At 51.0% G+C, this 23,487-nt stretch carries 19 protein-coding genes; 16 read left to right on the forward strand and 3 right to left on the reverse strand.

The genetic code is table 11. The annotated features are described in order from the left end of the window. Positions 1 to 9: 9 nt before the first annotated feature. The 6 genes from AC1VOR_RS06850 to AC1VOR_RS06875 all read left to right on the forward strand — a co-directional run bounded on the left by AC1VOR_RS06850 (position 10) and on the right by AC1VOR_RS06875 (position 13,296). Positions 10 to 2,967: a beta-ketoacyl synthase N-terminal-like domain-containing protein gene (locus AC1VOR_RS06850; protein ID WP_482616732.1), complete on the forward strand. Its 2,958-nt coding sequence runs from the start codon at positions 10 to 12 to the stop codon at positions 2,965 to 2,967. A gap of 60 nt (positions 2,968 to 3,027) precedes the next feature. Then, positions 3,028 to 4,239, forward strand: a complete 1,212-nt coding sequence (locus AC1VOR_RS06855; RefSeq protein ID WP_482616733.1) for an aminotransferase class I/II-fold pyridoxal phosphate-dependent enzyme — start codon at positions 3,028 to 3,030, stop codon at positions 4,237 to 4,239. Between the two features lie 18 nt (positions 4,240 to 4,257). After that, entirely contained in the window at positions 4,258 to 9,051 is a 4,794-nt protein-coding gene (locus AC1VOR_RS06860) for an SDR family NAD(P)-dependent oxidoreductase (RefSeq protein ID WP_482616735.1), read from the forward strand. Continuing rightward, positions 9,029 to 9,850, forward strand: a complete 822-nt coding sequence (locus AC1VOR_RS06865) for a 4'-phosphopantetheinyl transferase family protein (RefSeq protein WP_482616737.1) — start codon at positions 9,029 to 9,031, stop codon at positions 9,848 to 9,850. The genes AC1VOR_RS06860 and AC1VOR_RS06865 overlap by 23 nt, the downstream gene beginning before the upstream one ends. An 18-nt stretch (positions 9,851 to 9,868) precedes the next feature. Beyond that, positions 9,869 to 12,016 (forward strand): phytoene desaturase family protein, encoded by a 2,148-nt coding sequence (locus AC1VOR_RS06870; RefSeq protein ID WP_482616739.1) that lies wholly within the window; start codon positions 9,869 to 9,871, stop codon positions 12,014 to 12,016. An 86-nt stretch (positions 12,017 to 12,102) separates the two neighbouring features. Continuing rightward, positions 12,103 to 13,296, forward strand: coding sequence for an oxalate decarboxylase family bicupin (locus AC1VOR_RS06875; protein WP_482616741.1), 1,194 nt, complete (start codon positions 12,103 to 12,105; stop codon positions 13,294 to 13,296). On the opposite strand, the gene AC1VOR_RS06880 is transcribed toward AC1VOR_RS06875, so the two are convergent. From AC1VOR_RS06880 to AC1VOR_RS06890, 3 genes are all read right to left on the reverse strand, one after another. Further along, the gene (locus tag AC1VOR_RS06880; protein WP_482616743.1) at positions 13,277 to 13,663 is read right to left on the reverse strand and encodes a hypothetical protein; all 387 of its coding nucleotides are present in this window, start codon (positions 13,661 to 13,663) and stop codon (positions 13,277 to 13,279) included. The two genes, AC1VOR_RS06875 and AC1VOR_RS06880, sit on opposite strands and share 20 nt — an antisense overlap. Before the next feature lie 2 nt (positions 13,664 to 13,665). Further along, the gene (locus AC1VOR_RS06885) at positions 13,666 to 14,259 is read right to left on the reverse strand and encodes an ImmA/IrrE family metallo-endopeptidase (RefSeq protein ID WP_482616744.1); all 594 of its coding nucleotides are present in this window, start codon (positions 14,257 to 14,259) and stop codon (positions 13,666 to 13,668) included. Between the two features lie 85 nt (positions 14,260 to 14,344). Next, positions 14,345 to 14,698, reverse strand: a complete 354-nt coding sequence (locus tag AC1VOR_RS06890) for a helix-turn-helix domain-containing protein (protein WP_482616745.1) — start codon at positions 14,696 to 14,698, stop codon at positions 14,345 to 14,347. 302 nt (positions 14,699 to 15,000) lie between these two features. Between AC1VOR_RS06890 and AC1VOR_RS06895 the strand changes: the two genes are divergently transcribed. From AC1VOR_RS06895 to AC1VOR_RS06940, 10 genes are all read left to right on the forward strand, one after another. Continuing rightward, positions 15,001 to 15,504 carry an ArpU family phage packaging/lysis transcriptional regulator gene (locus tag AC1VOR_RS06895; RefSeq protein ID WP_059051975.1) on the forward strand — a complete coding sequence of 168 codons (504 nt, stop codon included), beginning with the start codon at positions 15,001 to 15,003 and terminating at the stop codon, positions 15,502 to 15,504. Between the two features lie 282 nt (positions 15,505 to 15,786). Further along, the gene (locus AC1VOR_RS06900) at positions 15,787 to 15,942 is read left to right on the forward strand and encodes a hypothetical protein (protein WP_482616747.1); all 156 of its coding nucleotides are present in this window, start codon (positions 15,787 to 15,789) and stop codon (positions 15,940 to 15,942) included. Further along, the gene (locus tag AC1VOR_RS06905; protein WP_482616749.1) at positions 15,939 to 16,445 is read left to right on the forward strand and encodes a hypothetical protein; all 507 of its coding nucleotides are present in this window, start codon (positions 15,939 to 15,941) and stop codon (positions 16,443 to 16,445) included. The genes AC1VOR_RS06900 and AC1VOR_RS06905 overlap by 4 nt, the downstream gene beginning before the upstream one ends. A gap of 5 nt (positions 16,446 to 16,450) precedes the next feature. After that, positions 16,451 to 16,705, forward strand: coding sequence for a YqzN/YkzM domain-containing protein (locus tag AC1VOR_RS06910; RefSeq protein ID WP_482616751.1), 255 nt, complete (start codon positions 16,451 to 16,453; stop codon positions 16,703 to 16,705). A gap of 2 nt (positions 16,706 to 16,707) precedes the next feature. Further along, entirely contained in the window at positions 16,708 to 18,165 is a 1,458-nt protein-coding gene (locus AC1VOR_RS06915) for a phage tail sheath family protein (RefSeq protein WP_482616753.1), read from the forward strand. A 22-nt stretch (positions 18,166 to 18,187) separates the two neighbouring features. After that, positions 18,188 to 18,604, forward strand: coding sequence for a phage tail tube protein (locus AC1VOR_RS06920; RefSeq protein ID WP_059051979.1), 417 nt, complete (start codon positions 18,188 to 18,190; stop codon positions 18,602 to 18,604). A gap of 457 nt (positions 18,605 to 19,061) precedes the next feature. After that, positions 19,062 to 19,535 carry a phage tail assembly chaperone gene (locus AC1VOR_RS06925; protein WP_482616754.1) on the forward strand — a complete coding sequence of 158 codons (474 nt, stop codon included), beginning with the start codon at positions 19,062 to 19,064 and terminating at the stop codon, positions 19,533 to 19,535. Positions 19,536 to 20,188: 653 nt separating this feature from the next. Then, positions 20,189 to 21,817, forward strand: coding sequence for a hypothetical protein (locus AC1VOR_RS06930; RefSeq protein WP_482616755.1), 1,629 nt, complete (start codon positions 20,189 to 20,191; stop codon positions 21,815 to 21,817). A 16-nt stretch (positions 21,818 to 21,833) separates the two neighbouring features. Beyond that, positions 21,834 to 22,487, forward strand: a complete 654-nt coding sequence (locus AC1VOR_RS06935) for a LysM peptidoglycan-binding domain-containing protein (protein WP_482616758.1) — start codon at positions 21,834 to 21,836, stop codon at positions 22,485 to 22,487. Beyond that, the gene (locus AC1VOR_RS06940; protein ID WP_482616760.1) at positions 22,484 to 23,485 is read left to right on the forward strand and encodes an XkdQ/YqbQ family protein; all 1,002 of its coding nucleotides are present in this window, start codon (positions 22,484 to 22,486) and stop codon (positions 23,483 to 23,485) included. The genes AC1VOR_RS06935 and AC1VOR_RS06940 overlap by 4 nt, the downstream gene beginning before the upstream one ends. Positions 23,486 to 23,487: the final 2 nt, after the last annotated feature.

A 23,487-nucleotide genomic window follows, 5' to 3' on the forward strand; every position in this document is an offset into this window, starting at 1 on the left:
AGTGAAATAATGCACAAAAATTTGACTCATCCGATTGCGGTTGTCGGTTATGGTTGCATTTTTCCTCCAGACGGATATGACGTGGAACGATTCTGGAATAATGTGCTTTCGGGCAAGCCGGGAATCCGTACAACCCCGCCCGAGCGGTGGAACTTTGAAACCTATTTCGACGAGAACCGCAGCGCAGAAGACAAAACCTATTGCAAGCTGGGTGGAACGATTGATGCCTATTCGTTCCCATTCGACAAATACCACTATCCCCGGACCCGTTTGGACAAGCTCAGCAGAACTCAGCTTATGTTGCTTGACAGCATTCTTCAGGCCATGTCCATGACAAAGCTGGCTGAGGATAGTTTTCAAAATAGCGAGACCGGCGTTTTTGTCGGCAACATGCTTGGTGACGAGGCCTTTTCGGATTACTCCATCAACCTCAGAGCCAAGGAATTCATCTATTATCTCGAACAGCATCCCGCCTACACGGGGCTACCTTCCCAAGAAAAAGATCAAATCAGACAGAAGTTCCGCCGCATGGTGGACGAGTCTTTCATCGCACTTGACGACACCAATACAGAAAGCATCATGTACAGTGCCTTAGGCAAATCCGTTCGTAATCTCCTGGGCATTCGCGGACCTTCCATCATTGTGGATTCAGCTTGCTCCGCTGGCGTGCTCGTCATTGACGAAGCGATCAAGCATCTCCAGGAGAGAAAGCTGAAGACCTGCATCACCACCGCCGTTCTCGGCAATATGAACATTACGGGCAACGTAGCCTTCGCCAAGATCGGCGGCTTGTCTCCGACACATTCTAGCCCCTTGGATCACAAGGCGAACGGACTTATTCCCGGAGAAGGAGCAGGCACTATCATTCTGAAACGACTGGATGATGCGCTGGCCGAGGGGGATACCATTTATGCGGTTATTCGTGGTGTTGGCGCAGCAAGCGATGGTAAAGGGAAGTCGATTTATGCCCCAAGCTCCCATGGACAACTTGCTGCCATGAAGAAGTCCATCGAGCGGGCCGGACTTCGCCCCAAGGATATTGATTATATTGAGACTCATGCTACAGCAACGCTGGTTGGAGACAAGGTCGAATTGAACACATTGCAATTGTTGTTTGAGGAGGAGGGACTTCCCCCGAAATCTGTGGCCTTGGGCTCCGTTAAATCCCAGATCGGGCACAGCTTCTCTGCTGCGGGTATGGCTAATCTCATCAAGGTCATCGAAGGAATGAGGCATAATGTTATGCCACCAACCCACCATTTCGGGCGTACGCCAGAGGAAATTCGATTAGAGGACACCCCGTTCTATGTCAATACAGCCACCAAACCCTGGCCGGTTCGGGTGCCGGGTGAACCCAAGCGCGCTTCTATTAATGCTTTTGGCTTTGGGGGCATTAATGCCAGTGTAGTTGTTGAAGAATATCTTGAGCCGTACCACCGAAAGCTGGCCTTGGAAGGTTTGTCGGACAAGCCCTCACAACCGCAGCCAGATATTGCCGTTGTTGGTGTAGGTGTGGTAGATAGCCGCGGAACAGGCAAGGAGGCCTGGTGGGACAATATCAATGAGGTTTTCGTTTCCCGTACGGGCTATCCCGAGAAGCGCTGGAATCAAGAAATTAATGCCATATTTGATGAGAATTCCACCGTTCAAGGCAGCTTTGTGGAAGATCTTAAATTCCCTAGCATCAAATTTAAGATCCCGCCTATCATTTTGCCGGAGATTGATAAAGGGCAGCAAATGGCCTTAATGGCCGCGGGTGAAGCAATCTCCGATTACGGGCAGGATAAGCTGGTTCCCGCCAAAACGGGGATTTATGTGGGTGCCATGCTTGGACTGGAATCCTCGGTGATGGCCGATTTACGTATCCGGTTTGTCGAGTATATTGAAATGCTGAAGCAAATTCCGGAATTCAGCCGATTGCCGGAAACGTTACAAAATACGCTGATCACGGATATCACTGCAAAGTTCAGAAGTTATATTCCGAAGGTCGGAGAAGATACACTGCCAGGATATATGGATAACATCATTGCCGGGCGAATCGCTAACTTCTATAACGTCAACGGGCCGAACGTTGTCATCGACTCTGATACGACCTCATTCATGAGCGCATTGGAGCAGGGAATGCTGAGTCTTAGCAGCGGCGAGAACAACACCGTGATTGTTGGTGGAGTTCATGCGAATATGACCCCGGAATTTATTGATTTCTTCCGCAAAATTCAAGAAGTATTTAAGGACTCTTGTCCGAAATGTCTTACCGAGTTAGGACAATTCATCCCGGCGGAAGGCTCAGTATTTTTTGTTCTAAAAAAATACAGTGACGTATTGCCTGGAGAGAAGGTTTATGCGCGGATTAAAGGGGTGCTGAATGAAGCAGATTTGCCCAAAAAGGCCAGCTACGGTCAGATAGCAGGGAGAGCAGCAGAAGAGCTTGCGAGTTACTCCTTATGCTGCAACAGCTTTGGCAATCATGTGGGCCGCCATCAGTTTTATTTCGGGGCCCATGGTGGATTCGTGATGCTTAAGGCGGTGCTTGCACTGGAGCATGGAGCAACGCAATGTTTGGAGCCGACAGGAAATCATTCAGAACAGCCGGGATCGACAAATCTGACCAGTGTACATTCCCATTCAATTCTGGGTGGGGACTATGAGCTGCTGTTGGATGAAGCAAGCTCTGAATGCTTGCTAACTTGGGACCGTAATGAGGCCACAAAGGATCAGACTGGGCATCAGGGTGATAGATGGATTGAGTCCCTCGTTGTGCATGATGTCAAGGTGGAGCGTTCAGCATATACGTTCTATGCGGGCGAAGTAAACGCCGAGCAGTTGCTGAGCAAGCTAACCCGTATGATGAACGAAGAAGAGATTTGTTCCGATTCGCCGGAGGTAGCTGCTGCATTTGCTTGCCGAGTAGCTATCGTATACAAGACACAAGATGAGCTGCGAAGAAAGCTGAATGCCTTGCGTTAGTTCTGTCATTCATAGGACTTCATCATTTAAGAAGCAGGAAGAAAGGGAAGGGATTTTTATATGCTGAAAACCGCACCTATACCGGAGAATTATGCCAAGGAGTTTGCTTCATTTTTGGCCCCCATCAAGGAGGGCAAGAGAAATGATTTATATGTGTTCGAGCCGGTGTTTGAAGGACCACAGGATGGCAATACGGCTTATCGGGGCAAAAATGTCATTATGCTGACCTCCAACAATTATCTGGGATTGTCCACTCATCCGGAGATTATCAAGGCGATGAAGGATGCGCTGGATGTATATGGTTCAGGAACCTGTGGTGCGCGTTTGCATAACGGTACGACTGTACTGCATAAGCGGCTTGAGGAACGGATCGCAGAATATTTTCATACTGAAGATGCCGTTTATGTGAGTACAGGCTATATGACCAACCTGGCGGCGATTACTTCGCTTGCCACAGATGAGAAGTCCGTCATCATCACCGACCAATTGAATCATATGAGCATTGTGGATGGAATCGAAATGGCAAAAGGGCAGGTCCGAATCTTCGAGCATAACAACATGGAGAAGCTTGAATATATTCTCACGCGGAGCGAAAGCTTCCCCAAGAAGCTGATCGTAGTGGATGGCGTATATTCGATGGACGGGGATTTGGCCAAGCTGGACGAAATCGTTAAGCTGGCAGAACGATACGGAGCGAGTGTGATGGTTGATGAGGCCCATTCCCTCGGGTTCTTCGGACCAACAGGGCGCGGGGTGTCCGAGCACTTTGGCGTAGAAGACCGGGTTCATATCAAGATGGCGACGTTCAGTAAATCGGTGGCTGGTGTGGGAGGCAGTATTGCTTCGGACCGGGACACTTGCGATTATATCCGGCATGTCTCGCATCAATATATCTTCAATGCCAGCTTGCCGCCATCGATCATGGCGGGTGTCCTCAAAGGGATTGACCTTATGGAGAAGGAAACGTGGAGAAGCGAGAAGTTATGGCACAATACACTGCGGTTCAGACGTGGCTTGATGGAGATGGGCTATAACATTCTGAACAGCCTGTCACCGGTGATTCCGATTCTGATCGGAGACGATCTTACGACGATGCGCATGACCAAGTGGCTGCTTGCGGAAGGAGTCTACATCGCTACGGCGATCTTCCCGGCCGTTCCGATGAATAAAGCCCGCTTCCGGGCCACGATTACTTCCTCCTTAAGTGACGAGGATATTGATATCGCTTTGGACAAGCTTCAAAAATGCGGCAAAGAGTTCGGCATTATATAAAGGAGAGGGATGATCGAGATGAGTATGACGGCAATTAACTATAAGGCGCTGGAGGCGCAAGGCATCTATTTTAGTCGAAACGAACAGCGTGTAACAGGAAATACTGTTTTTCTGTTCACGGGACATGGCTCCCAATATCCGAACATGCTCAAAGATCTGGCAGAGATCCCTGTCATCAAGGATACGTTGCAAGAGGCAGATGAGACCTATCAATCGCTGACGGGCCGCAAGTTGACAGAACTTATCTTCTATGAAGATGAGGTGGGAAAGAGTATAGCCGAGAAGAATTTGGCTGCTGCCGAAGTGATGCAACCCGCCATTATTATGGCAAATGTGGCCTTATATAGGCTGATGAAATTAACATTTGGCGCAGCCGATATTCATCTGGGGCATAGCTTGGGCGAAATTGCCGCCTTGGCTGCCGCAGAGGTTGTATCCTTTGCCGATGCCTTGGCCATCGCCTACTACCGGGCCAGATCCTTGAACATTATCGAGCCTCCTGTAAGGGGAAGCATGATTAGCCTGAAGGCCACTCGGGGCAGCTTTGAATTAAATCAGGTCTTAAGAGGGGTAAGCGACTATTATACGGTAAGCTTGCATAATGCTCCTGATCAATTGGTTGTGTCGGGCACTCAGGCGGCGGTCGACAAAATTGCGACCCACTGCGATGTTCACGGAGTATCTTACAGCAAGCTTCAGGTATCCCATGCTTTCCATTCCAAGCTGCTGGAGCCTGCTGTGAAGGCCTTCCGCAAGAAATTGCTGCAATTCACCTACCAGCCGCCAAAGACCAAGGTATTCTCTACCATCCTGGGCGCTTTCTATGAAGCGCATCATTTCACCACAGACGAAATGGCCTCCCTGCTGTCCAAGCAGTTGCTGCAACCATTCAGCTTTTGCGATATCGTAACCAGCTTACATGAAGCTCATAAAGCTAATGTCTTTATTGAAGTGGGGCCAAAGGACATTCTCACCAAATCGGTGAAAAATATTTTAAGTGACTCGGACATTTATGCGCATGCAGCCAATTCCGCGGCACTGGGGGGCGGAGTATCCCTGGAGCGGCTTCACGCTTACTTGAAGGTGCATCAACTGATCCAGGCGCCAGCGGTGCAGGGAATTATGGACGACGCATCGCAATGCTTGCCAACTGACTTGGTCTCAGCAGTTCAAGGGGGAAGGGGATCGACGGGGCGTCCCGCCGAAAAGGACGAAGTCACAGGGACACTGTTGCGAATCATTCAGCTTGAGACGGGGTATCCAAGAGAAGCCATTGAACTTTCGGATCAGCCGATGAAGCTGGCGCTGGCACTGAATGACACCGTATTTGCCACGATTCTAGGCAAGCTACGGAAGGAATTCGACTTATCGGTGGACAGGCTCCCGCTTGATCCACAACTATCCCTGCAAGCTATCCTGCAACGCATTGGCTCCAATCTGGGATGGGCAAACGAAGTGAATGAAGTGGTGCAGTCGATTGAGGGAGGAGTACTTCCTGGCAAGGCTCCACATACCGAGGCCAAACCACTGGATGAGGTGTCCCTGGCTCAAGTCGAAGCCAAAGTAAAGGACACCATTCAGGCTAAAACCGGTTATCCGGTAGATATGCTGGAGAGCGATCTGGATATGGAAGCGGATCTTGGTATTGATTCAGTGAAGCAAGCGGAGATCTTTGTGCAGATTCGCGAAACCTTTGGTTATGATGTCAATCCGGAGTTGAATGTAAAAGCATTTAATACCATTCGTAAAATTGCAGAATATACGTTAAGTCAAGTGGAAGGGATGGAAGCTGGTGGCGCTGCTTCACCCGAAGTCGTAGCAGAGACGCAACCAGCCGCCGCCTTGCCTGCCGTAAGCCAAACTGAAGCAATGGCACAAGTGAAAGCTATCATTCAGGCCAAGACCGGTTACCCGACAGAAATGCTGGAGGACGACCTGGATCTGGAGGCTGATCTTGGCATTGATTCAGTGAAACAGGCCGAGATTTTCTCGCAAATTCGGGAGACGTTTGGATATGAAATAAATCCCGATCTCAACATTAAGCAGTTTAATACGATTGCGAAGATTACGGACTATACGCTCAGTCGGCTGGAGACGGCGCCAGCGGCTGAAACAGCCGAGACCGTCCAGGTAGACAGCCAGGAGTCGCAGGACGAGCGACTTCGCCAGTGGCTGGACAATTATGATCAAGCGCACGTGGCAGAGCGATACATCCCGGTCACGGTGGAGCGGGAATATGACCAGGCTGCAGGCCGCGTATTTTCCTTCAAGGGAAAGGGCTTCATTGTCGTTGAGGATCGGCTGGGCGGAGAGATTACGGCCAAGCTGGCGAAGCGGCTTGTCCTAGAGGGGGCGGAGCTTAGCGTGCTGTCCCCTGCGCCAGAGAAGTATGGTGCATCCGGGGTGCGGACCGATTTCAACCAGCTTGAGCTGTTCGCGAGGTCGCTTGAGGAAGCTAAAGCCCGCTTGGGTCAAATTCATGGATTTATTTACCTGTATCCCCTGGCAGCGGAGCTATCCTATTTTGAACTGGAAGAAGCGGCTTGGCGCCAAGAGGTGGATAACCACTTTAATTTGCTGTTCTACACTGCCAAGGCTGTTTATGAAGATGTGGAACGACATGGCAGTGAAGCCGGCTGCTTTGCCGCGACAAGCATCGGCGGAGTATTCGGGATGGAACGTGAGACCACCTACAATCCGCTTGGGGCCTTGACGGCGGGATTCTTCAAGAGCATGGAGAAGGAACTGGATGCCTTCAGCGGCAAGGTAGTCGATTTTACGGAAGTGTCGGATAGTGAATTGCTGGCAGATACGCTATTTCAGGAATTTGGTCTAATTGAGAAGCTGATTGAAATAGGCTATGTACGTGGACGGAGAAAAACGATTCAGGTGCTGCCAGCCCCTATTGATCCTCAGCAGGTAGCCAAGCCGCTTCGTCTGGGTACGGAGGACGTTATTCTGGTGTCTGGTGGAGGCAGAGGAATTATATATGAATGTGTAAAAGGATTGGCAGAGCTATATAACCCTACTGTCATTGTAACAGGACGGACAGAGCTTCCTCAGGGAAATGAGGTGTGGGTGAATTATACCGAAGAAGAATTTGAGCAGTATAGTACGATCTTCTTCAAACAGAGAAAGCAGGAAGCCCCCCACCTTACGCCAATTCAGATCAAGCAGGAACTGGAGAAGCTGAAGGGAGCCGCAGCATTGTATCGCAACCTGCAAGAGGCTAAGGCAGCAGGTCATCGCTTCCATTATTATCGCTGCGATATATCGGACGGTCCGGCCATTCGCCGCTTGACCGAGGAAATTCGGGGTAAGTATGGCAAGGTTACAGGGATTATTCATGGCGCAGGCCTGCCTTCCTTCGGCAAGGTTCCGAAGAAGCCGGAAGCTCATTCGCTGAATGTGGTCCGCGTAAAAGCTAACGGGTTCTTTCATCTGTATCATGAATTTGCCAGTGATCCGCTTAAGTTCTTCGCCTGCATCGGCTCCATCTCCGGCCGCTTTGGCATGGATGGGCAAGTGGATTATGCCGGAGGCGCTGATCTGATTGTTCGTATGGCGTTCCAGTTATTCCGTAACCGCCCCGAACTCAAAACCTTCGTGATGGGCTGGACCGCCTGGGATGAAGTCGGGATGGCCACCGATCCGCAGGTACAGAAGGTACAGAAGGAGCAGCGTGGACTTGAATTTATCGGAAGCCGAGAGGGGACCCGCCGTTTTCTGGAGGAAATGGTGTACGGAGGAGACTATCCTGAGGTGCTGTATTTCGGAAGCCTGGGTACTAATCAGCCGTTAGGCCAAATGGATGCCCTGGATGAATCGGGCCGGAGCTTGCGGATTCAAGCCGGTCTCCATGGTGAGGTACATGACCGGATTCGCTTCCCCCTTCTGCAACGGGTGACACGGTTTGAAGGCGAGACGCTGGAAGTGCAGAAGGAATTAACCATTGATGAAGATATCTATTTAAAAGATCATTTGGTAGAGGGCAAATATGTATACGCCGGGGTCATGCATGTAGAGGCCTTTGGCGAATTGGGACTACTGATGAACCGGTTGCGGGCCGAAGATACCGATTGGGTGGGCACCCGTATTCATAGCGTGGAATTCAACAAATTCGTCAAATACTTCCCCGGCAGCCAGCTTACGCTGGACATGAAGGCGGAACTGGTTACGCGAAATGACACCTACAAGGAGATCAAGACGGAGATTCGTTCGGATTTCTACAATCGGCAAGGCCTGTTATTGGAGAAGGAACGTCTACATTCCACGGGGTATGCTGTGTTTGAGCGCAAGCGGCCCGTGCCCCGCGTGGTAGACGTTGATGTAGTGCAGATGGTTAGGGAATCAACCCCAATGAATATTGAGCGATTCTACGAATTGACCAATCATTATATTTCCTTCGGTCCGTCCTTCCGTTGTCTTGACTATGTCGGATACGTTAATGAGGAAGAAGTAGTGGGACAAGTGACGGTGCCTGATGACCGACATATCTTCTCTTATACCAGCAGTGCAGAGACGTTGATCTCGCCGATTACGATCGATAATGTGGGCCGCTGCATGTTGTTCAATGACTTCCACAAGAACGGTAACATCATCGTGCCTAGGGGCATTGGCAGCGCTGTACTGTATCGGCCCTTCAAGAAAGGGGAAACGGTCTATGTCCATTGCCGCTTGCTGAAGGATGAAGGGGAGACCCTTGATTTCCATGCTCAAGTGGTCGATGAACACAATCGCCCGATCTTCGATATGATCGATATCAAGCTGATTCGGATCGCCAAGGAAGATGGAGCTCACGATTTGTTCTAAGCCTTTATTCGACAAGCCGACGACGGATGGCCTAGGGGGCGGGGCACAGAAGGCCGTTTTTCGCTGGATGCCCGTTCCCCAGGCGATTAGCCCTTCACCTGGAAGGGAACCCTTGGAATATGCGCTGGCCCGGCAATTCCTGGCTCCTGCGCAGTTGCGGAGATATCTTGCCCTTTATCGTAACCCGGCCCGGCAAAAGGAGTTGCTTCATACGCGCCTGCTGGCCAAGCGCTTGCTCCACGATTATTTGCACAAATCCGCGGGAATGGCTGATATCGATGAACAGGAAATTGTTTTGCTTCAAGTGGAAGAGGGCCTGCGCCAAGGGATGCCGTATCTTGCAGCCGGTTCGGCCTGGAGCCATCTAAGTCTATCCATTTCGTTAGCTCACGGAGGCGGGCTGCTGGGAGCAGCGGTAGGAGAAAATTGCTTGGTAGGAATTGACGTAGAGCAGGTCAGGCCAAGAGGCAAGGGATTTAATGACTTATTCCTGACTGCGGAGGAGCAAGAACTGATGCCGTTCTTGTTCGAAGAAATTGCTCCTGACATAAGCGTTTTGTTGATGTGGTGTGTGAAGGAAGCGGTGGGAAAAGCCCTGGGAACGGGCTTTTCCCGCGGCTTTTCCTCCTTGCGGCTGCATGCTGCTACACCTATGGCCAAATCGATGGTAAGTTGCTGGCTTGAACTGGACCATGAGCTTAAGGTCTACGCACCGGGGCCTGATCCTCGAGGAATAGTGTATTACGATTATGATATTCAGCATTCGGTATGCGGCGTGGTGTGCTTGTTATTTTCGTAAATGAGAGGGAGATTAGCGGTGAACAATTTTAAATCGTCTGTGGGCGGATATCCCGGAATGTTGGATTTTCTCGTTTCGCTGGTCCCGTGGGTTGTATTTTGGTGGGTGCAAGCGGGCTTTGTGTCGGTGGTCAGCTTTATTCCGCTGGCGCTTTCGTTAGTGCTGCTGCTCTATAAATGGAGGCTACGTCGCTTTGCCGCCATGTGGCTGGATGTGGCTTCCCTGGTCTATTTCGTCACCTTCGGATGGGCCACCATGGTGGCCCATCCGACGATATGGCTGGAGAATTCAGCGGCATGGGGCCATTTGTATCTGGCAGCGGTAACAGGACTCTCGCTATTGTTGGGCCGTCCGATCACAGCGGGTTTCACAGCGAAGAATTTCACGGATGCGGGACATCATCAATCGACGTTTAAAGCGATGAACCGCTGTTTAACCACCGCCTGGATGTTTATTTTCGTCGGTCAGGCGCTACTATTTGCTTGCCTTTCCTCGCCTGCCGCACCGATCATGATGCTGTCCGTCCTGGTGTTGCTTATATTTCTGTCCATCGCTTTTACCTATATGGCTCCTGTCCTGCTCGATTTATGGGCATTCAGCAAGAATGACTGGCGTGTAAAGGTAGACCGGGAGCGTCCGCTTGCCCCGGGAGAATATGACGTTATCATAGCTGGAGCCGGTATTGGCGGTTTGACTTGCGCCGCTTTGCTGGCCAAACGGGGCTACCGGGTGGCTGTATTTGAGCACCAGCAACATGTGGGCGGTTATTGCTCGTCTTTTACCCGCAAGGGCTTTACCTTCAACACGGGGGTTCAGGATATCAGCGGACTCGGCGAGCATGGCTCCATCCATGTGTTGCTAAGAGAGCTTGGTTTAAGCCGGGCTGAATTGTTCTCACGCAACAGCACCCGATTTTTGTTCAAGGGACAGAGCATCGATCTGCCATCTAATCTGAATGAGCTCATCGTAATGCTATCTCGGATGTATCCGGAGGAGAGCGGGAATTTGACCCGTTTCTTTGCCGAATCCAAGGCGGCGTATGAAGAGAGCTATCAGGAAGCAGGCAGAAGTGGAATCGTGTTCTCCCCGGAACTGCTGGCCAAGCGGTTCGGGATGAAGGAATTGCTCTCTTACCCACAGAAGCGCAAGCATGCCTACGAATGGATTCAGGTCACATACAGACAGAAGCTGGACGAATTTTTTGAAGATGAGGATTTGAAGGCGCTGCTATCGGCCTGGATGGTGTACATGGGAACGGAGGCCAAGACGACTTCGGCGATCAGCGCACTTGCGGCCTGTCTTACGTTCCCTATGTTTGGAGGCTACGCTGTGAAGGGTGGGGCACAGGCTTTTGCCGAAGCCTTGCGGGCCAGCGTCGAGAAGCATGGGGGAACCTTGTTCTTGCGGAACAAAGTGGAGGGAATTCTGGTGGAGCAGGGCCGGGTGAAGGGAGTCAAGACCGCTAAAGGGCGCTACTTCAGCCCTGTCGTTGTATCCAACATCGATGCAAAATCGACGTTTAATGAGCTGCTGCCCCAAGGAGAGGTGTCCCCGGAATTTTTGGCCGATCTCAACGAACAGAAGATGTCGACTTCCTTCTTCTTGCTGTATCTGGGTGTGAAGATGGATCTTACTGCTTATCCAAACTTGATCAAGAATCTGGAGGAAGGCTGGGAAGTCACGATCAACTCCAATACGGATGCCCAATTGGCACCTCCGGGTCATGCGAGTGTGACGGTATTACTGGATAAAGACATCCGCTATACGGATTTCCCGGACAGAAGCACGCCCGAATATACCATGCTGAAAGCTGAACTGGCGCAATCGCTCATTGAGAAGGTCAATCGGCATATCCCGGGCATCAAGGATCAAATTGTGCTGCAGGAGACAGCGACACCTCGAACCTTTGAACGCTACAATCTAATGCCTGAGGGAGCCGTCTATTCACTGGATCAGTCCATAGCTACGAAGCGGCCATTCTTCAAATCACCGATTCAAGGACTATATTTGGCAGGTGCCTCTGTCTTCCCGGGTGCGGGAGTGGAACCGGCCATTATATCGGGCAAAATATGTGCAGCGGATATTGGTAATTGGCGAACGGAACAGGTCAGGAACCGGCCGAGAAAAGAAGGAGTACGGGATGAATCTGTAGTAATCGGCCCGTGAGGGCTTGTAGAACATATTTTGTGTACGCAGGGAATACACTCTTCATGGAATGATCAGGATGGATCAGGAAAGAGGAGTGGTCAGGAATGCCGGAAAAGCGAAAATTCTCGATTCCCGAGCCAATTCGGGATGATGGCAGCGGGGCCACAGACCCGGGGCCACGGGATATTTGGCGTGACCTGGAGAATCCCGATATGTTGGTTCCCCCGGTGACGGATAACGGATTAGTGCCGAATTTGAAATTCTCCTTCTCCGATACGCATATGCAGCTTAATCATGGAGGCTGGTCCCGGGAAATCACGGCCAGGGAGCTTCCCATTGCAACCACCCTGGCGGGGGTAAATATGCGTCTGACACCCGGAGGGGTTCGGGAACTGCATTGGCATCAGCAGGCGGAATGGTCGTTTATGATCCAGGGGAAAGCGCGAATAACTGCGGTAGATCAGTTAGGGCGAAATTTTATTGCTGATGTGGGTGTAGGAGACTTATGGTATTTCCCGCCGGGGCTTCCTCACTCCATACAAGGATTGGAGGAAGGCTGCGAATTCCTGCTGGTGTTCGATGACGGGAACTTCTCAGACTTGAACACACTGTCTATTTCAGATTGGTTCGCCCATACCCCGAAGGAGGTCTTATCTGCCAATTTCGGAGTTCCCGAGCGGGCATTTGACCATATTCCTTCCAAGCAGGTCTATATCTATCAGGATGCCGTTCCCGGATCGGTCGACAGTGAGCGGGTGACCTCTCCTTATGGAGAAATCCCCCTTAGCTTCAAATTCAGTTTATTGGCGCAGAAGCCCCTCATTACACCTGGCGGTAGTGTTCGCATTGCCGATTCGTCTAATTTCCCGATCTCCCGAACGATTGCGGCTGCTCTGGTAGAAATCAAGCCCGGTGCCATGCGCGAGCTGCACTGGCATCCGAACAACGATGAGTGGCAGTATTACTTGTCGGGTCAAGGCCGCATGACTGTATTTGCCGGGGGCGGCGCGGCGCGCACCTTCAATGTTCGGGCCGGAGATGTGGGTTATGTACCGTTTGCTTATGGACATTACATCCAGAATACTGGAGAGCAGAGCATCTGGTTCCTGGAGATGTTCAAGAGCGACCGCTTTGCTGATGTCTCCCTCAATCAATGGATGGCATTAACACCACGCGAACTGGTTCAGGATAATCTGCATGTAGGTCCAATGCTGATGAATGCCTTGCGCAAGGAAAAGTGGCCTGTGGTGAAATACGATACACCTGATGTTGCTCAGCCTAACGACGGCGATAATTGAGTACCTCTTCGACATCGTCCATCTGAATGGCTAAGAACCGGATGTCTTCGGGATTGGCACAACGTGCTGCGATTTGTGGCAAATTAATGCCGATATAAACCTCGGCGTTGCTATGACTTATATTCAGTTCCGCTGAACCGTCGGTGTACTCTGGCGGTTCTTCGTATTCGTAAATAAGCAAATCCTCCAGCAAGACGGAGACGCCGTACAAATCCCCAAAGTCCTCGGCAGTGAAGGGCTCAAAGGGACCTGCAACCGGAATATACGCGGGCTTTGACCAATCCATCTCCCCCGGGCCGCCCCGAATGATTAATTGCAGCGGACGTGAGGCTTCCCCATAAAAATCGCAAAATGCCGCAATGCGCATCCTTAAAGCCCCCCTTTGCCACCTAACTGGCGCTCCAATTGGGATAGCACCCGCTGAGTCTCGGGTGACCACTGATGTTCGAATTCTCTTCGCTTCGTATCCTGTGCAGCCGCTAACAGACTGCCATGCAGCACTCGGCGTTGTATTTGATCCAGCCGCTGTTCAGCGAGCCCTTCGGGAACACCAAATTGCTCCGCGATATAGGCCACGGCTTCATTCCGGTAATCTGGAACGGGGAGCTTGACGAACATGTAAAAAGGAATGGCTGCGTAAAGCACGAATTGTTCGGCTTCCGTTTCCTGCGCGTTTTTGAACAAAGCATGCATTCTCCGCTGGTCTCCCGCATGTCTCAGCACATGGCATAATTCATGGAAGAAGATGACCCTGGCTTCGGCGGGATCGGCGTGCTTGTTCAGGAAAATAACATTCTCCTCATTGTCAGAGAACGATGGATACTCCCCTGTAAGCACCTCAACGCCAAAGGCTTCAGCAATGCGCGAAATATCCAGATCAGACGGCTTCAAGATTCCCTGGCTTAGACATTTGTTGTTAATCCACTGCTCCAGAAGGGTCTCACGATAATAGGTATATAACAATCCAACCACCTCGAATAAGAATGTATGTTCGGTTTAATGGCCGAAATAAAAGCCCCTGGCCGGGGCCGTAATGACGACTTGAAGATTAATTCGAACTGTCCTCGTTCAGCAGCTTTTTTTTCTGCTCCCGATAGGCTTTGAGCGCGGCTTCCATCATGGCAATTTCATCTGCGGTATAGGCTTCAGGTCCACCAAAAAAGGATAAACTCATAGCCTTGTCCGATGCAGACGCGGAATCGGTGGTCCGTCCAAGCAAATAGTCGGCGCTTGTATCCAAAGCATCTACGATTTTGCGCAGCACTTCGGGATCGGGCTTACGGTCATTGGTCTCGTATCTGGACAACTGTACGATAGAAATATCCGCTTTGGCGGCCAAATCCTTTTGCGTAAGGTTATTTTGTTCTCGGAGGTGTTTGATCCGATCGCCTAACGTATGCATAGCTACTCCTCTTCTCTTCTGATACCAACAGAACGATGACCATAAAACAAAACATGGCCTCTCTTTTAATTAGTTTATCACATGTTACCAAATTGGTAAAGGGGGAATGAGCTGTTTAATAATCTATTGTCGAATTGGTAATAAAATGGGTTGACATTACCAATATGGCAATATATAGTGAGAATAAGGTTACCGAAATGGTAATAAATAAGATGGATTGATGGAGACAAGCTTTGTTTATGGGACAAAATGACACACGGTTATTGCCGAATTGACAATAGTATATTAAAGGAGGAGTTCAGATGGGAAGAAGACGTATACATGTATATCATGCTTTGTTCAGTCCATTGCCAGTTGACGAGACAGCCACCCGGGCAGCCGTGGAACGGCGCTTGGAGGAGGTGCGACAATACCGGCAAATCGGGTTGATCCGCCAAGAGGCTTTTGTTACGGCTAAATACGAGCCGCGATATCAAGGAGGAGGGGGAGTCAGCAACCCTACAGAACGATTGGCTATTATGAATGCGGACAAGGAAGCGGAACTGATTCGCAAGTCTGAACTGCTTGAGCTGGCGATGGAACGGCTATCGGAGGATCAGCAGGAGGTTATTGGGCGGAGCTATCTCAGCCGGGAGGGCGAATATGATTTTATCAGTTGCGGGGAGATGGGCATTAGCGATCGGACCTATCGTCGAATCAAAGCTAGCGCCATCCGACTTCTGGCTGCAGCTATGGGCCTTGAAGTCTATGAGAAAGAAGAACGGTCACGTACTGAGCATAGGAAAACCAAGCATGAAGTCGGCTGAGGCCGGCTTTTTTTGCGCGCTGAAAAGGAGGCTTGCGTGAAGGGCAACCGCTATTCTTCCTATTAATATAGGCGGTTGTGGGCACTTGTCCGGTTGCTGTCCGATAGCTGTCCGCTGGATGGCCCTCCGCTCGGTTTCCAGGGTGTTAAATTGGTAGTGTGGGAAGCGGAGGCACAGATGATTGAGTAACCCAATCTTATCCGCTCCGGCAATAGAGAATAAGGAAAAGCCGCTGTAATTCTTCAAAAGAATTGGCGGCTTTTGATTTGGGAGGCTTACAGGATGCGAAATAAAAATAAAACGCCGCCGGAGTCCACGGATGAATGGATTCAGCCCTTAAAGTGCCAGGGCTGTATTTGGGGCCGGCTGGAAGGGACCAAGCAGTTCTGCGTCTTGCCGCGCTGTGTACTTGATTTGGATGAGCTGGAAAGGAGGTGATCATCATTGGCGAAGCGATAAATGGAGCCGCCGCATCGCGTTTAACTTTGGGGGATTCCTGGCTGACCGCACTTGCGGATTGGTCAACACATGCGCTTGGACCGGAGTGGAAGATCTATACCGTTCTTTGGCCTGAAAACATGGAGCGTCCAGCGATTCTATGGAAGCTCATGGGGATGGAGGTCATACCTATTGGCCCAGTATCCTTTGAGGTGCGCAGCCAAATGTCGGCCTGGGTGCGGGGACAGGATGCCCAGCAGGAGCAAACGGCATTGGCCGGATTGCTTGAGGCCCTGGGCGCTACGGTCAAAGTTCCGCTGGATGAAGCGGACCGTACTTATATGCGGGTGGAGGAGCCAAGGCTGGCGTTGCCGCTGGACGAGACCGCAGAAGGGGCGGCTGTACCCGGCAGGATTACCGTTACGCTGGTGCGGCGAATGTCCGGGCCTGTGCAGGAAGCCCCGCTTATGCAATATGTACAATATCAATCGAAGATGAGGTGAAGAGGTTGGCAACTCAGAAGGTGAAATTAGCGGCAGCCCGGAATAAGGCGCCGGTTAATTCCGCATTGGCCGGGAAGCGCAGAAGTGCAAGCCCGCTGCCAAGTTATGCGTATAGCGAGCTGCTCGCTGCCTCGGAGATGCTGCTTGGCGTCAAGCCGGAGGTATTTGCCGGAGCAGCGGTAGGTTTGGAAGAGGAAAAGCTGCGTGTGGATGTAGCCAAACGTTTAGTCAAACAATTTTTGGGAAGGAAGGTGCGTTAAGTATGGCAGGAGGAACTTGGAGTTTAACGGATCAGCCGGTGTTGCCGGGACTGTATATGAATTTTGTGAGTGCGGCAGGAAATGCGATTCAAGCGGGGGCGCGAGGGGTTGTGGTCGCTCCGGTCAAGGCCCATTGGGGTCCGGTGGGACAATTCGTGGAGGTGTCTAATGAAGCGGCGATTCGCGAGTTGTTCTCGGAGGATGCTTCGGAGGGAGCAACCGCGTTCACTACATTATATTTGGCCTTGCTTGGCGGGCCACAGAAGCTGCTGGCTTATCGACTGGCCGACAACACCGCTGCCGCCGCATCTGTAACGCTTGCGGATGAAGCTGCTGCGGGCGTATTGGCGCTCAAAGCCAAGTATCCCGGCAAACGGGGGAATGGCTTCCGCGTGACGCTACAGCCTAGCTTGACGGTTCCGGGTAGCAAGGAATTGAAGCTGTATGAAGGAACAACATTGCTGCGTACGTTTGTGGCCGGAGACGGCTCGACTGTAGCGGTGGCTGGGGCTATTAACGGAGATCCGGCCAATCTGTGGATTACGGCTGAGGTGACGGGTGACGGCGTGCTGGCGGATGTATCCGGGGCTGCTTTGAGCGGTGGTGAGAGTGGTATTTCGGGCATTACTCATGCGGAATACACAAGCGCTCTGTCCGCTTTTGAAACTCAAGATTTCCATGTCTTGACACTTGATGGAGTTACGGAGGCTGCATTGCACACTAGTGTTGTGGCATGGGTCAAGCGTGTTCGCGAGGAAGGCAAGGGTATTATTGCCGTACTTGGTGGCTCTGCTATGGATGACGCGGCTGCCGATGCCGTTAGCAAAGCGGTGACGCGTAGCGCCGTAATTGATTATGAAGGCATCATTAATGTGGGGACGGGCGCTGTATTGAATGGAACCTCGTATTCATCTGCCCAGGTGGCAGCTTGGGTGGCAGGTCTCATTGCGGGTCAACCACTCAAGGCATCGACGACTTATGCGGCTTCCCCGTTTGATGATGTGACCCGGCGTTGGACGCGTTCCGAGCAGGAGCAGGCTGTGAAGGGCGGAGTATTCCTGCTGGTGCATGACGGACGCCGAGTGAAGGTGTTGCGCGGTGTGAACAGCTTAATTTCCCCGCTTGAAGGTCAGAACAAAGGCTGGAAGAAGATTCGCAAGATTCGTGTCATCGACCAGATTAATGCAGACCTGCAACGTACGGCCGAGGATGCCTATATCGGTAAGGTTAACAATACCGAGGAAGGTCGACTCGCGCTGATTGGCGCAGGCAAGCAGTATTTGCAAACACTGGCCGCAGAAAATGTCATTGAAGGCACCGGCTTTGATGTGACGCTGGACCCACGCTTTTACGGCACAGCACCACAATTTACGCCGGAAGATGATCAGGTCTTCCTGTCCTGGACGGCGGACGACACCGATGTGATGGAACAAATTTTCGGCACGTTCTACGTGCAATAAAGAATAGGGGAGGAACAAAACAATGGCACAATTTCTTGATCCCGGCCGCGTAGTCATGGGTACGTTCGGCCAGATTTTTATCGAAGGGGCTTGGCAGTCCAATTTGAACCACCTGGAAGCCAATGTGGAAGCGGAGAAGAAGGAGCTTAATCTCGTTGGTACGGAATACACGGTATTCAAATTGGGACGCAAAAAAGGCACCGGCACGATGAGCGGCTATAAGGTGACCTCGGATATGATCGTCCGTGGCTTCCAGAAGTTCTCGATCATTCATAAGCTGGATGATCCCGAAGCCTATGGTTTTGAGCGGATTCAATTGAATAATTGCATGGTCGACCGCATTCAACTCGCGAACTGGACCGCAGGCGAAGAGATCGTGGAGGAAACGCCGTTTACTTTTGAATCCTACGAACTGCTTGACCCGATTGTCGCTTCTTAATGGTGAAGATGACCGGGTAACGGCAAGCGCGGCTTAACAGAAAAGGCGACGGATGGAGCAGGGGAGACAGCAGGGATGGCCTGTTGGCTACGGGATGGGCGTAAGTGATGATGCCTGAAGAGTAGGCTTAGGCACGAGGGATGGCTTGTTTGAGGAAGAGACGGTAGTAGCTCGTCAGGGCTAGGAAGTAAGGTAGAACGATGGAGCTTGGTGTCATGCAAGTGAAGCAGCACCGAGTGCTGGGGCGGTACCAGGACTCCGAAGTTCCCAAACTCCTAAACTCTGAAGCTCCCAAGCTCCCAAGCTCCCAAGCTCCTCCTGCTGTCTTGCTCCGTCTTTTTAAGCGAGCTTTCTGTCTGCCTGGACCATACGTCTTAATAGATGGGATTGCTTATGGTATGGAAGAGGCTTGAATTTAAAAATTGTAATTTCTGAAGTGAAAAAGGAGGAACTGATCTTGAGTGAACATACACCCTATGATCCTGTAAATGAGCAGGAAATTCTGGACGGGCTGTTTGAGACAGCCGCTAATTTACCCGAAGAGACGGTCTTTATCGGTCGTTTAGGCTTGCGCGTGACTTTACGAGGGCTGACATCCAGCAAGGTGGACGCCATCCGCGAGCGTTGCACCATTCGCAAGACAACGAAGGGCCATATTACTGAAAAAATCGACAGTGAGCTGTTTAATGCGGTGTTGATTAAGGAAGCGACCTCTGCGCTCGAAGTGGTGAAGAAGGATTCCGCCGGGGAGACGACTAGTGGCGTGAAGCTGAGCGGTTGGGGTGACGATCGTCTGGTCAGCCGTTTGAAGCTATCGGGTGGTGAAGAAGCCGTGCGCCGTTTGCTGCTTGCCGGGGAACTGGACGCCGTGGGCGATAAGGTGCTGGAAATCTCCGGCTTCGGCGTGGATATTGAAGACGTAAAAAACTAATCAGCTCCGGTGGCCAGACCACGCTGCTGTTCCACATGTGGACCCGGCACCATCTGCGCCCCGGAGAATATTGGTCATTGCCCAAAGGAGAGCGCCTGCTGCTGCGGGCCTTTACCGAGCGGGAATTGGAACTGATGTGAATAACGGAGAGGCGTTATGCACTTCCGCATGTGGCTCGGCGTCGTATTGTGCGACGGCGGGCTTGGTGGCTGACGTTGCGTTGAGGGATTAGTAGCTGCAACGGAGACCGCTGACTGGAAGTTGCATTGGAGGATTAAGTGACTGGCAGCCGGCTTGGTGGATGGACATCACTTTATGGAATGAAGTGAAGAGTGCAGCCTGTTGGACGAATTATAGGGAAATCCTCCTGTTATTTCACCGAATTCGGTGGATTATGGGTAATTAACTGGAATTTCTCCTGTTAATATTTTGAAAATCGTTGTTTTTGGCTAGTTTGGTCAAAATTAGCTGGAGCTTTTCCAGTTAAGTCGGCCCACGGCGGGAAATATGTGAAATTAGCATGAGTTTGTCCAGTTAAATCAACGTATGGGGCATCTTTATTGGTCAACGCAAACTACCTACGTTTACTTATAAGTTATGTAGAAGCTGCCGCGCCCCAGTTGTTGAGTAGAGAAGGGAGGTAATCATAACTTATGGCAGAAAATCAGAGCAATGAGCTTGATATACAAATCAATAGCTCGGATATCGACCGGAAGCTTCGCGGGTTGGATCGGCTGTTGGAGCAAACGCGGCGACGGGCCGTCTTGTTGGGTAAAACTCGAATGAATCCGACTATTACCCTGGTTGATCGTTTCAGTTCAGCCGCTGGCAAAATCAGTGACTCTTTAAAAAGACTAAATCAAACTCAGGCTATGCCTGTAGTCCGACTAGGTGCAAATCAAGCGATAAATTCCGTTCGCGAGCTTCGTGGATCGCTGGCTTCTCTGACAGGCACGCCTTGGCGCGTTTCTGTGGCAGGAGTCGATTGGGAAGTAGCGGTGGGAGACTCCTTCACAGCATGGATGAGCTCTGACGGAAAAGCGACGCTCCAGCGCATCTCATCTTCTATTAGTAAAGCGCTGGGAGATGGTATGAAGGATAGCATGATGCAGTCCTTTGGATTGAGTTCCGGTGGCTCCACGGCAACTGGGGGGCAGGGAACCACGCCCGGCATACCAACGGTGAAACAGCCACCTCTCTTTGGCCCCGAGGGATTCAGGGCCATTGATTTGCTTACCAATATGACAGCTAACGCTTCTTCAAATGCAGACTCAACTAAGGGATTTTCCGCTAACGGGTCTATCTATACAGAAGCAGGCGTACAAGCAGGTCAATCTTTTTTTCAAGGATTTTTATCTACTATAGATACAAACCAACTTGGTGATAAGCTAAGTGACCTGAGTACATCTGGGGGGACGGGCAAGGAGAAGCAGATCAATTGGGACGAAGGCTTATTGGGCATAGTCAAGGATATTGGTGTCTCTCTCATCACAAATCGTATAGAGAAATTTCTTGTTAAGACAAGTGGAAATCTCAGTAAAAAATTGTTAACTAATTTGGATAAAGTTCCACAAAAAAGCCTCATTGATCCTAAAATTTCACCTAAGGCAACTCCGACGAGTTCTGGAAAATGGCTAGAAAAGATCCCCTCTTGGCTATCCAATATAGGAAAGAACAAAACAAATTCAACATTATTAAGTGGGTCAGCCAAAGGATTCAGTCGTATTTTGGGCCCTATTGGTGCCACCTTATTATTAAACGATAGTTATAACGTTCTTGCGGAACTAACGGATTTTGTAATGGGTCATAAAGAAGGAGATAGAAAATATAGAAATCCTGTATTTGGTTTTCCTTCAGAGGTCTATGATAGTACGACATCTCCATTCCGCTGGAATGAAATTAATGAATGGTTCTCTAATAATAAAGAACAAGCTAATTCGAGCAATATGATTATTGACTACAGTGACCGAGTCATGGCACCAAGCGTGCAGGGGACCACGGCTCCGTCACAGCCGCCCGTACCTAAGGTTATGGGGACGCCGATTTCGGATTACTACGAGTTGCCTGAGTCCGTGAGGGAGAAGATCCCCGGATATGGAGGGACAACAACGTATAAACCGGCACCCACTTTTCCTCCTCCAAACCCAATCAACGTCACTATTTCTCCCGGCGCACTCAGTCTGACAGTGAACAAGGACGAGATCAACTATAGGGAACTGGCGGAAAAGATGGGGATCAAACTGGCTGACGCCATGCGGATGGCCATGCAAAACGTGAAGTAGGGGGGAGGCCTGAGCCATGAGTACAACAGAGATACATTTGATTGACGGGGCGGGCAATGATTTTTATTTACCCGTTAATCCGGATGAGATCACGATCTCCCGTAGTAAGGGGCTGGAGACTGTAAGCATTTTGTCGCTTGGCGAGTACGATGTTTCGGGTGGAGAGAAGGTGAAGGAAATTGCCTTCTCTTCTTTTTTTCCTGTGGCGTATGATCCGGGCTACTGCAACTATGAAAATCTCCCCGATCCCCAGGAGGCGATGAACCACCTAACGACGCTGATGAACAGCAAATCTCCGGTGCGGCTGATTATTTCGGGCACGGCGGTGAATGTGCTGGTGACGCTGGCTGCGCATGGCAGCAGCTTTAGGGGCGGTGAGCCAGGGGAGGTTTATTTTGATTTGACCGCGCGAACCTGGCGGGAGATGAAGGTGCATACGAATGCAGCAGCATCGGCCTCCGGAGCGGCGGCGGGCAAGCCCAACCGACCTGATACGAAGCAGCCCTCCAAGACCTATGTGGTTAAAGCGGGAGATTCGTTATCTAAAATTGCCAAACTGGAGCTTGGAGATAGCGCCAAATGGCGGCAAATCTACAGCGCCAATCAGCAGACCATCGGGAAGGACCCGAACCGCATTAAGCCAGGTCAGAAGCTGGTGATGCCGCAATGAGTTATGAAGTGGTGCTGCAAAATAAATATTATCTGCGAGAGTTAGTAGAGAGTATTTCGCTGAAGGATTCACTGGACCAGATTTCGTATCAAGGCACGATTCAATTGACGATTCCGGCTTCTTTTCCGGGGATTGAGCCTGGACAGGAAATTCGGATAAGCGGAGTTCCCTATGCTGCAAATGGAGGGGAACCCGGCGGTACGAGCAAGGGAATGGTTCCACTGCTCCATCCGGGCGTGGTATGGGAATGCTCCAGTACAGTCAAGCAGGCCAAGCATATGACGGTGACTGTTTACGACCGTACCATTTACCTCGCCAAGTCGGAGGATGAGCGTCTTTTTCCGGCGGGGGGAACGGCTTCGGAACGCTTGCGAAAGTATGCTGCCGATTGGAATATCAAGCTGGACAAGGTCCCTGATACGAAAACCAAGCTGAAGAAGTCTATTTACCGTCCGCAAACCATTTATAACATGATAATGTCGGACTTGAAGGAGACGGTGAAGGCTGGGGGTTCGATGTATATTCCGCGGATGACGCCATCGGGCTTGACCCTTGCTCCCGTCGGGGGCAATGAGGTGGTTTGGCGGCTGGAAGCACTGGAGGAAGCCACGCAGACCCGCACCCTGGAGGGGGCCGTGACGCAGGTGAAGGTGATCGGTACAGAGGCGCGAAGCGAACAGGCGCTGTCCAAGGTACTGGCCGTTGCCAGTGGGGAGACCGGCAAATACGGGGTGTTGCAACGGATTATGCAGGATGAGAACGTCAAGACGGCTGCAGCGGCGAAGAAATACGCCGAATCCATGTTGAATGGACAGGGGCATAGCTATAGTGTCACTTGTCTGGATTTAAATACGGTGCGGGCGGGGGATCGGGTTTCTTTTAACGGAATGAATCTGATTGCGACCTCGGTGTCCCATGAATTGGGCGAGCCGGGGCATATGATGCTGGAACTGGCCACGCCAGAGGATGTAAAAAGGAGGTATTTCCTTGAGTATTGATC

This window comes from Paenibacillus sp. 1SOY10, assembly GCF_056836745.1.